We start from the raw sequence: 16,742 nt of genomic DNA on the forward strand, positions 1-16,742 counted from the left end.
GTGCGGATCGTCTACGGCATGAACCCGGTGCGCGAGCTGCTCCGCGCCGGCGGGGAGGGCGTCTCCGAGCTCTGGCTCGCCGCGGGCGGCAGCCGGGGCGCGGCGTTCGCCGAGCTGGAGCGGCTCGGCCGCGGCGCGCGCGCGAAGGTGCGGGCCGCCCCGCGGCAGAAGCTGGACCGCCTCGCCGGCACCGACCGGCACCAGGGCGTCGTCGCGGTGGTCGCCGAGTTCGTCTACTCGGAGCTGGACGAGATCCTCGAGGCCGCCCGCGCGAGCGGGCGCCCGGCGCTCCTGGTCGTGCTGGACGGCGTGGAGGATCCTCACAACCTCGGCGCGATCATCCGCTCGGCCCACGCGCTCGGGGCGCACGGGGTGGTCATCCCCAAGGACAGGGCGGTCGGGGTGACGCCGGCCGTCGCGAAGGCGTCCGCCGGCGCGGTCGAGCGCTGCCGCATCGCCCGGGTGACCAACGTCTCCAAGGCCCTCGAGGCGCTCGGGGAGGCGGGCGTCTGGTCGGTCGCCCTCGCGATGGACGGCGAGCGGCCGCTCGGCGAGGTCGATCTGACGGGCCCCACGGCGCTCGTCCTGGGCAGCGAGGGGGAGGGGATCCGCCCGCTCGTTCGCCGCACCTGCGACCTTTCGGCGGCCATCCCCATGGGGGGAGAGCTCGACAGCCTCTCGGTCTCTGCCTCGGCTGCCATCGCGCTGTACGAGGCCTCCCGTCAGCGGGGCCAGTAGTGGCGCTGCGCGGCGCCGAATTTCGGTCCTTGACAAGATCGTCAGGGCATTCTAAAGACCGCGCTCCACTTTGGACGGCAGTGGACGGCGGTGGTTCGTCCCCGGGTCGGACAGGCAGCACCGGTGGCGTTTTCCGGAGCGATTTTGCTGGCGTAGCTCAGTCGGTAGAGCAGCTGCCTTGTAAGCAGCAGGTCGCGGGTTCGAATCCCACCGCCAGCTCCAGAGTGCTGGCACTTCGAGGTAAGAGTATCGGAACGGACGACGGATATCGGAGGGGTTCCCGAGCGGCCAAAGGGAGCAGACTGTAAATCTGCCGGCTTACGCCTTCGGTGGTTCGAATCCACCCCCCTCCACACAGTGTGGTTTCGGCTAGCTGGGTTGATCCAAGGAAGGTTTGGCGGGAAAACTTGCGGGAATAGCTCAGTTGGTAGAGCGTCAGCCTTCCAAGCTGAATGTCGCGGGTTCGAATCCCGTTTCCCGCTCCAGTGAGGTCGGAACAGAGAATTAAGCCCTCGTAGCTCAGTCGGTAGAGCGCGTCCTTGGTAAGGACGAGGTCTCCAGTTCAATCCTGGACGAGGGCTCCAGTCACTCCAACGCGGGTCAGGCAGGGACGAGCGGCTCGCGCAAACAGCAGGGAGCGTACCCATGGGCAAGGAGAAGTTCGAGCGTACCAAGCCGCACGTGAACGTCGGGACGATCGGTCACGTCGACCACGGGAAGACGACGCTCACCGCGGCGATCACGAAGTACTGCGCGACGCAGGGTCGTGCGCAGTTCATGGCGTACGATCAGATCGACAAGGCCCCGGAGGAGCGGGAGCGCGGGATCACGATCGCGACGGCGCACGTCGAGTACTCGACGGAGAAGCGTCACTACGCGCACGTGGACTGCCCGGGCCACGCGGACTACGTGAAGAACATGATCACCGGGGCGGCGCAGATGGACGGCGCGATCCTGGTGGTGTCGGCGGCGGACGGCCCGATGCCGCAGACGCGCGAGCACATCCTGCTGGCCCGTCAGGTGGGCGTGCCGTACATCGTGGTCTTCCTGAACAAGGTCGACATGGTGGACGACAAGGAGCTGCTGGACCTGGTGGAGCTCGAGGTCCGGGAGCTGCTGACGGAGTACGACTTCCCCGGCAACGAGATCCCGATCGTGAAGGGGTCCGCGCTGAAGGCGCTCGAGGGCGACAAGGGTGAGCTGGGCGAGCCGGCGATCCAGAAGCTGCTGGACGCGGTGGACAGCTACATCCCGACGCCGAAGCGCGCGACGGACAAGCCGTTCCTGATGCCGGTCGAGGACGTGTTCTCGATCTCGGGTCGCGGCACGGTGGCGACGGGGCGCGTGGAGCGCGGCATCGTGAAGGTGGGCGAGGAGATCGAGGTTGTCGGCCTGCGCCCGACGGTGAAGACGGTGGTGACGGGCGTCGAGATGTTCCGCAAGCTGCTCGACGAGGGGCAGGCGGGCGACAACATCGGGGCGCTGCTCCGGGGCCTGAAGCGCGAGGAGGTCGAGCGCGGGCAGGTGCTGGCGAAGCCGGGGTCGATCACGCCGCACACGAAGTTCAAGGCCGAGGTGTACGTGCTGACGAAGGAGGAGGGTGGTCGCCACACTCCGTTCTTCAACGGGTACCGGCCGCAGTTCTACTTCCGGACGACGGACGTGACGGGGTCGGTGCAGTTGCCGCAGGGCGTCGAGATGGTGATGCCGGGCGACAACATCACGATGGAGGTCGAGCTGATCACCCCGATCGCGATGGAGAAGGAGCTGCGGTTCGCGATCCGTGAGGGTGGCCGGACGGTCGGCGCGGGCGTCGTCGCCGAGGTCATCCAGTAAGGGAGAGAAGAAGTCATGGCCGGCAATCGCAGCATCGTGACGCTCGAGTGCAAGACTTGCCGCGAGCGGAACTACACGACCACGAAGAACAAGAAGAAGACGCAGGACAAGCTCACGCTCTCCAAGTACTGTCCGCGCTGCCGCAAGCACGTGGAACACAAGGAGACGAAGTAGACAGAGCACCGGGATAGGCCAGTAGCTCCAACGGCTAGAGCAGCGGTCTCCAAAACCGCGGGTTGGGGGTTCGAATCCCTCCTGGCCTGCCAGAACCACCGGGTGGCGGGGTCGTCCGCGAGGGCGACCCCGCCACACCACGAAGCCGAAGGCACCGGACCATGGACAACGTCGGCGGGGTCGAACAGCCCAAGCGCATCGTAGCGATCTTCTACGTGCTCGCCGCGTTCGCGCTCGGGATCTTCCTCGAGCGCGTCCTGCAGCTCGCGTTCAACGCCGCGGGGCTGAACGACCGCGCCTTGTTCAGCGACTGGAACGTCTCGACCGTGGTCGGCTTCGCGATCGCGGCGGTCGCCGCCATCGTGGTCTGGCGGATCCCGAAGACGCAGCAGGTCTCCCTCGAGATCGCGCTCGAGCTCCGCCGCGTGAAGTGGCCGACCGTGATCGAGACCCGGACGGCGACCGCCGCGGTGATCGTCGCCACGGTCGTGTCCGCGGTGATCCTGGGCTTCTTCGATCTCGTCTGGGGCTGGCTGAGCGCGCAGATTTACTGAGCCGTCCGGGCGTCGGCGGCGAACGGAGCCGCGGCGGCGAGGGGCCGCCCGATCGGCTCCGTCGGCGTTTTACGGGCGGGTGCTCGGCGGCGACCAAACGGAGATGTCCATGGCGAAGAAGTGGTACGTCGTCCACACCTACTCGGGCTTCGAGAACAAGGTGAAGAAGACGCTCGAGGAGCGGGTGCGCCAGCAAGGGCTGGAGGACCGCTTCGGCGAGGTCCTCATCCCGATGGAAGTCGTCCAGGAGATGGTGAAGGGGGAGAAGAAGACCTCGAAGCGGAAGTACTTCCCCGGTTACGTCCTGGTCAACATGGAGATGAACCTCGAGACCTGGCACCTCGTGAAGGGGACGCCGAAGGTGACGGGCTTCGTGGGCAACGCGAAGACGCCGGACCAGGTGCCGGCCGTCTCCGACATCGAGGTGCAGCGCCTCACCACCCAGATCTCCGAGGGCTCGCTCAAGCCGAAGCCGAAGGTCCAGTTCGAGGAGGGCGACGCGGTGCGGGTCATCGACGGCCCGTTCTCGAACTTCAACGGCACGGTGGAGGAGGTCAAGCCGGACAAGGGCAAGGTCCGCGTCCTCGTGTCGATCTTCGGCCGCGCGACGCCGGTCGAGCTCGACTTCATGCAGGTCGAGAAGACGTAGCGCCGCCGGCCTCGGCCGGCGGGGCTCGCCGCGCCGGAGGCGCAGCCCGCATCACGCAGCAGCGCCGCAACGAGCAGCAACGTCGCATCCCGAAGTGAAGCAGGCAGCGCAACGAACCAGCGTGGAAGAGCCTCGCGCTCGACGGACCACGCAGGGCCGCCTCGACGGGGCCCGGAAGGAAAGGCGATGAAGAAGGTCACCGGTCAGATCAAGCTGCAGCTCCCCGCCGGCAAGGCGAACCCGGCGCCCCCCGTGGGCCCGGCGCTCGGCCAGCACGGCGTGAACATCATGGAGTTCTGCAAGCAGTTCAACGCGGCGACGCAGCCCCAGGCGAAGGAAGCGCTCATCATCCCGGTCATCATCACGGTGTACCAGGACCGCTCCTTCACCTTCCAGCTCAAGACGCCGCCCGCGGCCATCCTCCTGAAGAAGGCGGCCGGTCTCCACACGGAGAAGAAGAAGGGCTCCGGCGCGCACAAGCCCGGCAAGGAGAAGGTCGGGAAGGTGACGCGGAAGCAGGTGGAGCAGATCGCGAAGCTCAAGATTCAGGACATGACGGCGGGCAGCGTCGAGGCCGCGATGCGGACCATCGAGGGCACCGCGCTGTCCATGGGCATCGACGTCGTCGGCTAGCCGCGACCGGAGGAGATCGAACATGGCTAACGGGAAGAAGTACAAGGCGGCTGCGGAGAAGGTCGATCGCAACAAGCGGTACAAGCTCGACGAGGCGATGGGCCTCGTGAAGCAGACCGCGACCAAGAAGTTCGACGAGTCGGTGGACGCGGCGATCAACCTCGGCGTGGACCCCAAGCACGCCGATCAGGTGGTCCGCGGCGCCGTCGTGCTGCCCCACGGCATGGGCAAGGCCGTGAAGCTCGCGGTCTTCGCGAAGGGCGACAAGGCCAAGGAGGCGGAGGCCGCCGGCGCCGACATCATCGGCGCGGAGGATCTCGCCGAGAAGATCCAGGGCGGCTTCATGGACTTCGACAAGGTGATCGCGACGCCGGACATGATGGGCGTCGTCGGCCGCCTCGGCAAGGTCCTCGGGCCCCGCGGCCTCATGCCGAACCCGAAGGTCGGCACCGTCACGATGGACCTCACCAAGGCGGTGAAGGAGCAGAAGGCCGGCAAGGTCGAGTTCCGCGTCGAGAAGGCGGGGATCGTCCACGTGCCGTTCGGGAAGGCCTCCTTCGACGCGGAGAAGCTCAAGGCGAACTTCAACGCGATCATGGAGCTCATCTACAAGGCGAAGCCCCAGACCGCGAAGGGCGTCTACGTCAAGAACGTCACGGTGAGCACGACGATGGGACCGGGCATCAAGCTCGACCTCGCCGAGCTCGCGTCGCAGTACGCGTAGGACACGGCTTCAGGAGTTCCCGGCGGCACGTCGCCGCCGGGGTTTCTGGTCCAAGACAGCGGGCCCGCCGCCGCGCCGGTGAGACTCCGGGGCGGTGGTGGTTAAGCGGAGCCGGGAGGCTCCGACCCGCCGAGACGGGAACTGCGTTTCACGCAGCGTCCCCTGCTTGGCCAGGGGGTTTTCGTACCGGACGTCCGGTCCGAGACCCGAACACGCCGCCGGCGAAACACGGCGCCGGCGGTCGGAAAGGTGGTGAGTCGACTTGAACCGGACGGAGAAAGAGCAGGTCATCGGCGAGCTCCACGAGAAGATGGCGAAGGCGAAGGCGGCCATCGTCGCGGAGCCCAAGGGCATCGACGTCGCGACCGTCACGGAGCTCCGCAAGAAGCTCCGCGACGCGAAGGTGGAGTACCGCGTCGTCAAGAACACCCTGGCCGCGCGTGCCGCCAAGGGCACGACGCTGGAGCCGGTCGCGGAGAAGTTCGTGGGACCGACGGCGATCGTCATGTCGTACGACGACGTCGTGGCGCCCGCGAAGCTCCTCGCCGACTTCATGAAGGATCGCGAGAACTTCACGATCCGCACCGCGGTGGTCGAGGGCAAGGTCGTCGACGCGAAGGGCGTGCAGGCCCTCGCGAAGATGCCGGGCATCCAGGAGCTCCGCGGCCAGATCGCCGCGATGATCGCCCAGCCCGCGACGAAGCTCGTCCGCATGCTCGGGACCCCCGGCCAGCAGCTGGCCCGGGTCTTCGGCGCGCGGCGCGAGCAGCTCGAGGCGCAGAAGTAATCGGTACGTGAACCCGGCCTGCGCCTGAGCGCGGGCCCGAACGCCAGGGGGCGCCGGAGAGGCGCCCCGAGGAAAGAGAAGGAAGAAGCAAATGGCCGATCTCAACACGATCGTCGATCAGCTGTCCGGCCTCACCGTCATGGAGGCCGCCGAGCTCGTGAAGAAGCTCGAGGAGAAGTGGGGCGTCTCCGCCGCCGCCGCGCCCGTGATGGTCGCCGCCGGTGGCGGCGCCGCCGCGGCCCCGGTCGAGGAGAAGACCGAGTTCACGGTCGTCCTCGCCGAGGCGGGCGCGAACAAGATCAACGTGATCAAGGAGGTCCGCGCGATCACCGGCCTCGGCCTGAAGGAGGCCAAGGACCTGGTCGAGGGTGCCCCGAAGGAGGTCAAGGCGGGGATCCCGAAGGCGGAGGCCGAGGAGCTCAAGAAGAAGCTCGAGGCCGCCGGCGCCAAGGTCCAGGTCAAGTAACGAGGCGCTCTCTGGACACGGCGGGGCGGGGTTGCAAGCCGCCCCGCCGTACCCAGGTTGGAATCTTTGACGGGTGAGGGTGGAGCGGTTAAGAACCCTCATCCCATTCACTGATTCCGGGCATTCCGGCTCTTCGCCGGAGCGATGTTGGATAGCCAGCCTTCGACGCTGGCTAGACCCTTTTGTGCGGGTCTCGAAGGGAAAGAGGACCGAACCAAGATGGCGACGACGATCCAGAGCAACTTCCGAGTCCGGCGCAACTTCGGGAAGATCAACAAGATCGCCGAGATCCCCAACCTCATCGCCATCCAGAAAAGCTCGTACGACAAGTTCCTCCAGGCCGACGTGCCCCCGGAGAAGCGGGAGGGCACCGGCCTGCAGGGCGTCTTCAAGTCCGTCTTCCCGATCAAGGACTTCAACGAGACGTCCAGCCTCGAGTTCGTCAGCTACCACCTCGAGAAGCCGAAGTACGACGTGGACGAGTGCCACCAGCGAGGCATGACGTACTCCGCGCCGATCAAGGTCGTCGTCCGCCTCGTCGTGTGGGACAAGGACGAGGAGACCGGCGCCCAGTCGATCCGCGACGTCAAGGAGCAGGAGGTCTACTTCGGCGAGATCCCGCTCATGACGGAGAACGGGACCTTCATCATCAACGGGACGGAGCGGGTGGTCGTCTCCCAGCTCCACCGCTCCCCGGGCGCGTTCTTCGACCACGACAAGGGGAAGAGCCACTCGTCCGGCAAGCTGCTCTACAACGCGCGGATCATCCCGTACCGCGGGTCCTGGATCGACTTCGAGTTCGATCACAAGGACATCCTCTACGTGCGCATCGACCGCCGCCGGAAGCTGCCGGCCACGGTGCTCCTGCGCGCGCTCGGCGCGACGCCCGACACCGCGAAGAAGGACCCGGTGGACTTCAAGGGCTCGGCCGAGGAGATCCTCAAGTACTACTACGACACCGAGACGATCCGGATCGAGGGCAAGGGCAAGTTCGAGAAGGACCTGAACCCCGACCTGCTCAAGGGCCAGCGCGCGACGCGCGACATCCGCGATCCCAAGACGAACGAGATCATCGTCAAGAAGAACCGGAAGTACACCGAGGGCGCGATCAAGAAGCTCGTCGCGGCCAAGATGAAGTCGCTCCCCGTCGAGCCGGAGGAGGTCTACACGAAGATCTCCGCCGAGGACGTCGTGGACGAGGCGACCGGCGAGGTCCTCCTCGAGGTGAACGAGGAGGTCGGCGAGGCGAAGATCGAGGAGCTCCGGAAGCGCAACATCAACGAGTTCAAGGTCCTCTTCATCGACAACCTGAACGTCCTCCCGGCGCTCCGTGACACGCTCATGCAGGACAAGATCTCGTCGCCCGAAGAGGCGATCATGGAGATCTACCGCCGCCTGCGCCCGGGCGATCCGCCGACGCCGGAGACGGCGACGAACCTCTTCGTCAACCTGTTCTTCAACGCCGAGCGGTACGACCTCTCGAAGGTCGGCCGGCTCAAGCTCAACTACAAGTTCGGCATCGACGAGCCCCTCGAGAACACCGTCCTGACCAAGCGGGACGTGCTCGAGGTGGTCCGCTTCCTCATCGACCTCAAGAACGGCTCGCCGAACAAGGACGTCGACGACATCGACCACCTCGGCAACCGCCGCGTCCGCGCGGTGGGCGAGCTGCTCGAGAACCAGTACCGCATCGGCCTGGTCCGCATGGAGCGCGCGATCAAGGAGCGCATGAGCCTCCAGGAGATCGAGACGCTCATGCCGCACGATCTCATCAACGCGAAGCCGGTCACGGCGGTCATCAAGGAGTTCTTCGGGTCCAGTCAGCTCTCGCAGTTCATGGACCAGACGAACCCGCTCTCGGAGGTGACGCACAAGCGGCGCCTCTCGGCCCTCGGCCCGGGCGGCCTGACCCGCGAGCGCGCCGGCTTCGAGGTGCGCGACGTCCACTCCACGCACTACGGCCGCATCTGCCCGATCGAGACGCCTGAAGGCCCGAACATCGGCCTCATCGCGTCGCTCTCCACGTACGCCCGGGTGAACGAGTACGGCTTCGTCGAGACCCCGTACCGCAAGGTCGAGAAGGGGCGGGTGACCGACGAGGTGAGCTTCTACTCGGCGCTCGAGGAGGAGAAGCACACCATCGCGCAGGCGAACGCGCCGGTCGACAAGCGCGGCAACTTCACCGAGACCAAGGTGTGGTGCCGCAAGGAGGGCGGCGAGTACATCTACGCGAAGCCGGACGAGGTCGATCTGATGGACGTGAGCCCGAACCAGCTCGTGTCCGTCGCCGCCTCGCTGGTGCCGTTCCTCGAGAACGACGACGCGAACCGCGCCCTGATGGGCGCGAACATGCAGCGCCAGGCGGTGCCGCTGCTCCGCACCCAGGCGCCGCTGGTCGGCACCGGCATCGAGGGCATCGTGGCCCGCGACTCCGGCGTGACCGTGGTGGCGAAGCGCGACGGCATCGTCCAGTCGGTGGACGCGTCCCGCATCGTGGTGAAGGCCGACGTGGCGACCTCGACGACGGACGTCGCCAACGAGGTCGACATCTACAACCTCATCAAGTACCAGCGGTCGAACCAGAACACCTGCATCAACCAGAAGCCGATCGTCCGGCCGGGCGAGCGGGTGAAGAAGGGCGACGTCATCGGCGACGGGCCGGCGACCGAGATGGGCGAGCTCGCCCTCGGCCAGAACGTGGTCGTCGCGTTCATGCCGTGGCAGGGCTACAACTTCGAGGACTCGATCCTCCTCTCCGAGCGGCTCATCAAGGAGGACGTGTTCACCTCGATCCACATCGAGGAGTTCGAGTGCGTCGCCCGTGACACGAAGCTCGGCAAGGAGGAGATCACCCGCGACATCCCGAACGTCGGCGAGGAGGCCCTCAAGGACCTCGACGAGTCGGGCATCATCCGCATCGGCGCGGAGGTGAAGCCGGGCGACATCCTCGTCGGCAAGATCACGCCGAAGGGCGAGACCCAGCTCTCGCCGGAGGAGAAGCTCCTCCGCGCGATCTTCGGCGAGAAGGCGGGCGACGTCCGCGACAGCTCGCTCCGGGTGCCGCCGGGCGTGTCGGGCACGGTCATCAACGCCAAGGTCTTCAGCCGCAAGGGCGTGGACAAGGACGAGCGCGCCAAGGCGATCGAGGAGGCCGAGGAGGCCAAGCTCCTCAAGGATCAGAACGACGAGATCAAGATCATCCAGGACTCGGCGTTCCAGAAGATCCGCCGCCTGCTCGTCGGCAAGGAGGTCACGGGCCGCCTCGTCGACGACAAGGGCACCCAGCTCCTGAAGAAGGGCGACGTCGTCGACGACGCGCTCCTCGACACGGTCCCGCAGCGCTACTGGGGCGAGATCACCGTCACGGGCGACGTCCAGGACCTCGTCCGCAAGATCGTCGACAACTTCGAGGAGCAGAAGGAGCTCGTGAAGCTCCTGTTCGGCGAGAAGATCGGCCGCCTCAAGAAGGGCGACGAGCTGCCGCCGGGCGTCATCAAGATGGTGAAGGTGTACGTCGCCATCAAGCGCAAGCTCGCCGTCGGCGACAAGATGGCCGGCCGTCACGGCAACAAGGGTGTCGTCTCCCGCGTGCTCCCCGAGGAGGATCTGCCGTACCTCGAGGACGGCACCCCGGTGGACATCGTGCTGAACCCGCTCGGCGTGCCGTCGCGCATGAACGTCGGGCAGATCCTCGAGACCCACCTCGGCTGGGCCGCGCGCAACGTCGGCCTGCGGCTGCAGGACATGATCGAGAAGAACTTCGGCCCGGACCAGCTCCGGAAGAAGCTGAAGTTCGCGTTCACGGGCAGCGACGTCACCCCCGCGAACGAGCGGCTCGCCGCGATGATCGACGACGTGCCCGACAAGGAGCTGCCGAAGCTCGTGCAGAAGTTCCGCCGCGGCATGCACGTCGACACGCCGGTGTTCGACGGCGCCCGCGAGGGCGAGATGAAGGAGCTCCTCTCCGAGGGCTCCGCGACGCTGCAGTCGATCCTCTTCGACGGCCGCACCGGCGACCCGTTCGACCAGGACGTGACCGTCGGCGTCATGTACATGCTCAAGCTGCACCACCTCGTGGACGAGAAGATCCACGCCCGCTCCATCGGGCCGTACTCGCTCGTCACGCAGCAGCCCCTCGGCGGCAAGGCGCAGTTCGGCGGCCAGCGGCTCGGCGAGATGGAGGTCTGGGCGATGGAGGCCTACGGCGCGGCCTACTCGCTCCAGGAGTTCCTCACGGTGAAGTCCGACGACGTGGTCGGCCGCACCCGCATGTACGAGGCGATCGTCAAGGGGGAGAACACCCTCGAGTCCGGGCTCCCGGAGTCGTTCAACGTCCTCATCAAGGAGCTCCAGAGCCTCGCGCTCGACGTGGAGCTCCTCGAGTCCCCGGAGGCCAAGGCGGCCCGCGAGGCGACCGAGGGCGAGATGGGCGGTCCGCTCGGCGCGCCCCGCGGCGCGGCCGCAGAGAAGACCACGGCGTAAGCCCTTCGAGTCCGGGCCGGCCGCGCGGTGCGGCCGGCCCGCCGCTCGGGTGAGCGGCCGGTTTTCGACGACTTACTTTTCAGCATCCAGGGAGTCGACGTGAAGGACATCTTCAATTTCTTCGAGAAGCCGAAGGATCCGCTCTCGTTCTCGGCCATCCGGATCTCGCTCGCGAGCCCGGACAAGATCCGGCAGTGGTCGCACGGTGAGGTGAAGAAGCCCGAGACGATCAACTACCGGACCTTCAAGCCGGAGCGCGACGGCCTCTTCTGCGCGAAGATCTTCGGCCCCGTGAAGGACTACGAGTGCAACTGCGGCAAGTACAAGCGCATGAAGCACCGGGGCGTGGTCTGCGAGAAGTGCGGCGTCGAGGTGATCCAGTCGAAGGTCCGGCGCGAGCGGCTCGGCCACATCACGCTGGCGACGCCCGTCGCGCACATCTGGTTCCTCAAGTCGCTGCCGAGCCGCATCGGGAACCTGCTCGACATCACGCTGAAGGATCTCGAGAAGGTTCTTTACTGCGAGTCGTACATCGTCATCGACCCGAAGGAGACGACCTTCCAGAGGGGCGAGCTCCTCTCGGAGGATCGCTACCAGAAGGCGCTCGACGAGTTCGGCGAGGAGTCGTTCTCCGCCGGCATGGGCGGTGAGGCCGTCCTCGAGCTCCTGCGGCGCGTCGGCCCCGTGGACAAGAAGCACGGGGAGGGCGTGCACGGGCTCGCGGAGGAGCTCCGCGCCGAGATGAAGGAGGCGACGAGCGACGCCAAGCGGAAGAAGATCGCGAAGCGCCTGAAGGTGTGCGAGGCGTTCGTCGCGTCCGGCAACAAGCCGGACTGGATGATGCTCGAGGTCATCCCGGTGATCCCGCCGGATCTCCGCCCGCTCGTCCCGCTCGACGGCGGCCGGTTCGCGACCTCGGACCTCAACGACCTCTACCGGCGCGTCATCAACCGCAACAACCGGCTGAAGCGGCTCCAGGAGCTGAACGCCCCGGACATCATCATCCGCAACGAGAAGCGGATGCTGCAGGAGGCGGTCGACGCCCTGTTCGACAACGGCCGCCGCGGGAAGACCATCACCGGCCCGAACAAGCGCCCGCTCAAGTCGCTCAGCGACATGCTGAAGGGCAAGCAGGGCCGGTTCCGTCAGAACCTGCTCGGCAAGCGCGTCGACTACTCGGGCCGCTCCGTGATCGTGGTGGGCCCCGAGCTCAAGCTGCACCAGTGCGGCCTGCCGAAGATCATGGCCCTCGAGCTGTTCAAGCCGTTCATCTACAACAAGCTCGAGGAGAAGGGGTACGTCACCACCATCAAGAGCGCGAAGAAGATGGTGGAGAAGGAGCGCCCCGAGGTCTGGGACATCCTCGACGACGTGATCCGCGAGCACCCGGTGCTCCTGAACCGCGCCCCGACGCTCCACCGCCTCGGCATCCAGGCGTTCGAGCCGATCCTCATCGAGGGCAAGGCGATCCAGCTCCACCCGCTCGTCTGCACCGCCTTCAACGCCGACTTCGACGGCGACCAGATGGCGGTCCACGTGCCGCTCTCCATCGAGGCGCAGATGGAGGCCCGCGTGCTCATGATGAGCACGAACAACATCCTGTCCCCGGCGCACGGCAAGCCGATCATCGTGCCGTCGCAGGACATCGTGCTCGGCATCTACTACATGACCCGCGAGCGCGCGTTCGCCCGCGGCGAGGGGAAGATCTTCGCGAGCCCGGAGGAGGTCCGGGCGGCGTACGACCAGGGCGAGGTGGAGCTCCAGGCGAAGGTCTGGGTCCGCATGGACGGCAAGCGGGTCGAGACCACCGTCGGCCGCGTCCTCCTGTTCGACATCGTCCCGAAGCGGCTGACCTTCGACGCCATCAACAAGGTGATGGACAAGAAGCAGCTCCAGGGCCTCATCGACCTCACGTACCGGCTGTGCGGCGAGAAGGAGACCGTCCTCCTCGCCGACCGCGTCCGGTCCATGGGCTACTTCCACGCGACGCGCGCCGGCATCTCCATCGCCCTCGACGCCATGGTGATCCCGCGGCGCAAGCAGGAGCTGCTCGAGCGCGCCACCCGCGAGGTGGACGACATCCAGGCCCAGTACACCGAGGGCCTCATCACCATCGGCGAGCGCTACAACAAGGTCATCGACATCTGGGCGCAGGTCACCGAGGAGGTCGCCCAGGAGATGATGGGCGAGATCGGGACCGAGACCGCGGTCGGGATCGGGAAGGACGGCAAGCGGGAGGAGCGCAAGCAGCCGTCGTTCAACCCGATCTACATCATGGCCGACTCGGGGGCCCGCGGCTCCGCGCAGCAGATCCGGCAGCTCGCCGGCATGCGCGGCCTGATGGCGAAGCCGTCGGGCGAGATCATCGAGACGCCGATCGTCGCGAACTTCCGCGAGGGTCTGAACGTCCTCCAGTACTTCATCTCGACCCACGGCGCCCGCAAGGGGCTCGCCGACACCGCGCTCAAGACCGCGAACTCCGGCTACCTGACGCGTCGCCTCGTCGACGTGGCGCAGGACGCGATCGTCACCGAGTTCGACTGCGGCGCGATGGACGGCATCACCCTCGGCGCCCTCATCGAGGGCGGCGAGATCATCGAGCCGATGGGCGAACGCATCCTCGGCCGCGTCGCGCTCGACGACATCATGGACCCGTTCTCGGGCGCCCCCCTCGTCAAGGCGAACGAGGAGATCGACGAGGCCAAGGTCAAGCTCATCGAGAACGCCGGCATCGACAAGGTGAAGATCCGGTCGGTGCTCACCTGCCAGGCGCGGCGCGGCATCTGCGTCGAGTGCTACGGGCGCGATCTGGCCCGCGGCCGCAAGGTGAACATCGGCGAGGCGGTGGGCGTCATCGCCGCGCAGTCGATCGGCGAGCCGGGGACGCAGCTCACGATGCGGACCTTCCACATCGGCGGCGCGGCCTCCCGGCGCGCGGAGCAGTCCACGATCGAGAACCGGAACGCCGGCCTCGTGAAGTTCCTGAACGTGAACGTGGCGAAGAAGAAGGACGGCACGCTCATCGTCATGAACCGGAACGGCGAGATCGTCGTCACCGACGAGCAGGGGCGCGAGCGCGAGCGCTACGGCGTGGTGTACGGCGCGAAGCTCCTCGTCCGCGAGGGGCAGAAGATCGAGCCGACCACGCTCCTCGCCGAGTGGGATCCGTACTCGATGCCGATCATCACCGAGGTGGCCGGCCGCGTGAAGTACGGCGACCTCATCGAGGGCGTCACGATCTCGGAGCAGGTGGACGAGATCACCGGCCTCGCCCGCAAGGCGGTCATCGCGTCGAAGGACCCGGACGCGCGCCCGCGCATCTCGATCAAGGACGCCGAGGGCAAGACGCGGAAGCTCGCCAACTCCGAGGCGGACGCCCGCTACATGCTGCCTGAGGGCGCGAACCTCGTGGTGAACGACGGCGACGACGTGGACGCCGGCGACGTCATCGCGAAGATGCCCCGCGAGACCACCAAGACGAAGGACATCACCGGCGGTCTCCCGCGCGTCGCGGAGCTCTTCGAGGCGCGCAAGCCCAAGGAGCACGCGGTCATCTCCGAGATCGACGGCGTGGTGGCCTTCGGCAAGGACACCAAGGGCAAGCGCAAGGTCGTCATCACGCCCGAGGTGGATGGCAAGCTCCGGCCCGACTTCGCGAAGGAGTACCTGATCGGGAAGGGCAAGCACATCTCGGTGCACACGGGCGACCGGGTGCGCGCGGGCGAGGCGCTGATGGATGGCGCCGCCAACCCGCACGACATCCTGCGCGTGCTCGGTGAGCAGGAGCTCGCGCGCTGGCTGGTGGACGAGGTGCAGGAGGTCTACCGGCTGCAGGGCGTGAAGATCAACGACAAGCACATCGAGACGATCGTCCGCCAGATGCTGCGGCGCGTGCGGATCGCCGACGTGGGCGACACGAGCTTCCTCGCCGACGAGCAGGTCGAGAAGTTCGTCTTCGAGGAGGAGAACGATCGCGTGCTGAAGGCGGGCGGTCGCCCGGCGCAGGGCGAGCCGCTGCTGCTCGGCATCACCAAGGCGTCGCTCTCCACCGAGTCGTTCATCTCCGCCTCGTCGTTCCAGGAGACCACGAAGGTGCTGACCGAGGCGGCGATCAGCGGCAAGGTCGACTACCTGCGCGGCCTGAAGGAGAACGTCATCATGGGCCGGCTCGTCCCGGCCGGGACCGGGCTCGCGCAGTACAAGCACCTCGACATCGAGGTGGAGACGCCGGTGGACGCCGTCGAGGAGGCCGAGGAGGCCCTGGCCGTCGGCGCGGAGGAGTAGGGCGCTCCAGAGCGCTCTCTCGCTCGCTCGGATTCACGAAGGGTCCGGTCCCGAATGGGGCCGGACCCTTTCGCTTCTGGAGCTGAGCCCGCACCTGAACGGCTCGTAAGTGTCCGTTCGGACGTTCTGTCGCGGTGCGCCCGCCAGACCCCCACGGGGCGTTGTCGAGCCTTGATTGGGAGCAAAAACGCTGGGTTGGCGGCGCAGGCAGGGGGCCGTCGGGACGCGGAATGCCACGCCGGCAGTCGTGTTCATATTGGCGTCATTCAGTGCTTCGTGGGTGTAACTGTCCGCAGAACCGGAGAGTCTCGTCGCGTCGGGCCACTTCAGGTAATGCTTGACTATTCAAGTCCACTAACCTAATGTGACGTTACGTAACCTACCCGAGCCGGGATGACGTAGATCAGGCGGGAGATTGAATGAGGACGGCGACCACTCAGAGGAGCAGCAAGGAGTTCGAGGAACTGGCCCCCTACCTGAAGGCGGTTCGTGACTTCCCGCCTCTCAGCCGCGAGGATGAGCACGCGCTCGCGCTCCGGGCGCGCAAGGGCGAGGTCCGGGCGAAGCAGAAGCTGGTCCGGCACAACCTCGCGTTCGTGGTGGCGATCGCCCGGAAGCAGCGCCGTGGGACCGTGCGGCTCGACGACCTCATCCAGGAGGGCAACGTCGGGCTGATGCGGGCCGTCGAGAAGTTCGACCCCCACGCCGGAACGCGCTTCTCGACGTACGCCGTGTGGTGGATCCGGGCGTACATCGGGAAGTACCTGAAGGAGGCGCGCTCGACGGTCCGCCCGCAGAGCGGCACCGTCGCCCAGCCCGACCTCTCGCTCGACAGCGCGATCGACGAGGAGGGGGATGCGACGCACCTCGAGCGCATCGAGGACGACGGCCCCGGCCCGGAGGACACGTTCCTCTCGTCCGAGGGCGATCACGAGGTCCGGGACGCGCTCGGCAAGGTCCGCAAGCGCATCGGCGAGCTCGGCTGGGACATCGTGCACAACCGGCTCCAGCAGGATCAGCCCCGGACCCTCGAGGAGATCGGGAAGCGCTGGGGCGTCTCGCGCGAGCGCGTGCGCCAGGTCGAGCTGAAGACCAAGCAGTTCCTGCACCGGTACCTCCAGCCGGTCGAGCGCGACGCCGCCTGACGCGGCGTCCGTCGAGCGCGACGCCGTCTGACGCGGCGTCTACGAGCCGCGGTGCTCCGAGGCCCGTCGCCCCCAGGCGGCGGGCCTTTTCACGTCCCCGGGGGCCGCGCGGCGGCCGCCTCGACCCGCGTCACACCGCGAGCGCTCCCAGGATCGTGAGCCGGGACGCGCTGTTGCGCGACGCCCGCCGGACGAGCGGTCGGCGCCCGGCTTGCAATGCCTTCGCCCTGCGTGGCGGCGCCGCCTCCGGCGCGTCGGCCGGCGCACGAG

Annotated in this window: 12 protein-coding genes and 5 tRNA genes; all 17 read left to right on the forward strand. The window is 67.1% G+C overall.

Going from position 1 to position 16,742, the window contains the following annotated elements:
* The 17 genes from rlmB to MNZ27_RS10790 all read left to right on the forward strand — a co-directional run bounded on the left by rlmB (position 1) and on the right by MNZ27_RS10790 (position 16,472).
* Entirely contained in the window at positions 1-738 is a 738-nt protein-coding gene (rlmB, locus tag MNZ27_RS10710; protein ID WP_242394041.1) for a 23S rRNA (guanosine(2251)-2'-O)-methyltransferase RlmB, read from the forward strand.
* Positions 739-884: 146 nt separating this feature from the next.
* A tRNA-Thr gene (locus tag MNZ27_RS10715) sits at positions 885-960 on the forward strand.
* A gap of 48 nt (positions 961-1,008) precedes the next feature.
* Positions 1,009-1,091, forward strand: a tRNA-Tyr gene (locus MNZ27_RS10720).
* A gap of 56 nt (positions 1,092-1,147) precedes the next feature.
* Positions 1,148-1,223 (forward strand) — tRNA-Gly (locus MNZ27_RS10725).
* A 23-nt stretch (positions 1,224-1,246) separates the two neighbouring features.
* Positions 1,247-1,322 (forward strand) — tRNA-Thr (locus MNZ27_RS10730).
* Positions 1,323-1,383: 61 nt separating this feature from the next.
* Positions 1,384-2,574 (forward strand): elongation factor Tu, encoded by a 1,191-nt coding sequence (gene tuf / locus MNZ27_RS10735; RefSeq protein ID WP_242394042.1) that lies wholly within the window; start codon positions 1,384-1,386, stop codon positions 2,572-2,574.
* A 15-nt stretch (positions 2,575-2,589) separates the two neighbouring features.
* On the forward strand, positions 2,590-2,748 hold the full coding sequence (rpmG, locus tag MNZ27_RS10740; RefSeq protein WP_242394043.1) for a 50S ribosomal protein L33: 159 nt from the start codon (positions 2,590-2,592) through the stop codon (positions 2,746-2,748).
* A 15-nt stretch (positions 2,749-2,763) separates the two neighbouring features.
* A tRNA-Trp gene (locus tag MNZ27_RS10745) sits at positions 2,764-2,840 on the forward strand.
* A 69-nt stretch (positions 2,841-2,909) separates the two neighbouring features.
* Positions 2,910-3,302, forward strand: a complete 393-nt coding sequence (gene secE, locus MNZ27_RS10750; protein ID WP_242394044.1) for a preprotein translocase subunit SecE — start codon at positions 2,910-2,912, stop codon at positions 3,300-3,302.
* Between the two features lie 109 nt (positions 3,303-3,411).
* Positions 3,412-3,951 carry a transcription termination/antitermination protein NusG gene (gene nusG / locus MNZ27_RS10755; RefSeq protein ID WP_277957822.1) on the forward strand — a complete coding sequence of 180 codons (540 nt, stop codon included), beginning with the start codon at positions 3,412-3,414 and terminating at the stop codon, positions 3,949-3,951.
* A gap of 186 nt (positions 3,952-4,137) precedes the next feature.
* On the forward strand, positions 4,138-4,584 hold the full coding sequence (gene rplK, locus MNZ27_RS10760) for a 50S ribosomal protein L11 (RefSeq protein ID WP_242394046.1): 447 nt from the start codon (positions 4,138-4,140) through the stop codon (positions 4,582-4,584).
* Between the two features lie 22 nt (positions 4,585-4,606).
* On the forward strand, positions 4,607-5,308 hold the full coding sequence (gene rplA / locus MNZ27_RS10765; protein ID WP_242394047.1) for a 50S ribosomal protein L1: 702 nt from the start codon (positions 4,607-4,609) through the stop codon (positions 5,306-5,308).
* 262 nt (positions 5,309-5,570) lie between these two features.
* Entirely contained in the window at positions 5,571-6,095 is a 525-nt protein-coding gene (gene rplJ / locus MNZ27_RS10770) for a 50S ribosomal protein L10 (RefSeq protein WP_242394048.1), read from the forward strand.
* A gap of 91 nt (positions 6,096-6,186) precedes the next feature.
* Entirely contained in the window at positions 6,187-6,561 is a 375-nt protein-coding gene (gene rplL / locus MNZ27_RS10775) for a 50S ribosomal protein L7/L12 (RefSeq protein WP_242394049.1), read from the forward strand.
* Between the two features lie 219 nt (positions 6,562-6,780).
* Positions 6,781-11,043 (forward strand): DNA-directed RNA polymerase subunit beta, encoded by a 4,263-nt coding sequence (gene rpoB / locus MNZ27_RS10780; RefSeq protein ID WP_242394050.1) that lies wholly within the window; start codon positions 6,781-6,783, stop codon positions 11,041-11,043.
* Between the two features lie 99 nt (positions 11,044-11,142).
* Positions 11,143-15,327, forward strand: coding sequence for a DNA-directed RNA polymerase subunit beta' (gene rpoC, locus MNZ27_RS10785; protein WP_242394051.1), 4,185 nt, complete (start codon positions 11,143-11,145; stop codon positions 15,325-15,327).
* Between the two features lie 419 nt (positions 15,328-15,746).
* Positions 15,747-16,472 (forward strand): sigma-70 family RNA polymerase sigma factor, encoded by a 726-nt coding sequence (locus MNZ27_RS10790; RefSeq protein WP_242394052.1) that lies wholly within the window; start codon positions 15,747-15,749, stop codon positions 16,470-16,472.
* The last annotated feature ends 270 nt before the right edge of the window (positions 16,473-16,742 follow it).

Origin of the sequence: Anaeromyxobacter oryzisoli, assembly GCF_022690765.1 — a bacterium.
Classification (GTDB): domain Bacteria; phylum Myxococcota; class Myxococcia; order Myxococcales; family Anaeromyxobacteraceae; genus Anaeromyxobacter; species Anaeromyxobacter oryzisoli.

Bases quoted from the DNA above. Each gene is read 5' to 3' on its own strand.
- tuf (WP_242394042.1), top strand. From the start codon at position 1,384: ATGGGCAAGGAGAAGTTCGAGCGTACCAAGCCGCACGTGAACGTCGGG.
- rpmG (WP_242394043.1), top strand. From the start codon at position 2,590: ATGGCCGGCAATCGCAGCATCGTGACGCTCGAGTGCAAGACTTGCCGC.
- secE (WP_242394044.1), top strand. From the start codon at position 2,910: ATGGACAACGTCGGCGGGGTCGAACAGCCCAAGCGCATCGTAGCGATC.
- nusG (WP_277957822.1), top strand. From the start codon at position 3,412: ATGGCGAAGAAGTGGTACGTCGTCCACACCTACTCGGGCTTCGAGAAC.
- rplK (WP_242394046.1), top strand. From the start codon at position 4,138: ATGAAGAAGGTCACCGGTCAGATCAAGCTGCAGCTCCCCGCCGGCAAG.
- rplA (WP_242394047.1), top strand. From the start codon at position 4,607: ATGGCTAACGGGAAGAAGTACAAGGCGGCTGCGGAGAAGGTCGATCGC.
- rplL (WP_242394049.1), top strand. From the start codon at position 6,187: ATGGCCGATCTCAACACGATCGTCGATCAGCTGTCCGGCCTCACCGTC.
- rpoB (WP_242394050.1), top strand. From the start codon at position 6,781: ATGGCGACGACGATCCAGAGCAACTTCCGAGTCCGGCGCAACTTCGGG.
- MNZ27_RS10790 (WP_242394052.1), top strand. From the start codon at position 15,747: ATGAGGACGGCGACCACTCAGAGGAGCAGCAAGGAGTTCGAGGAACTG.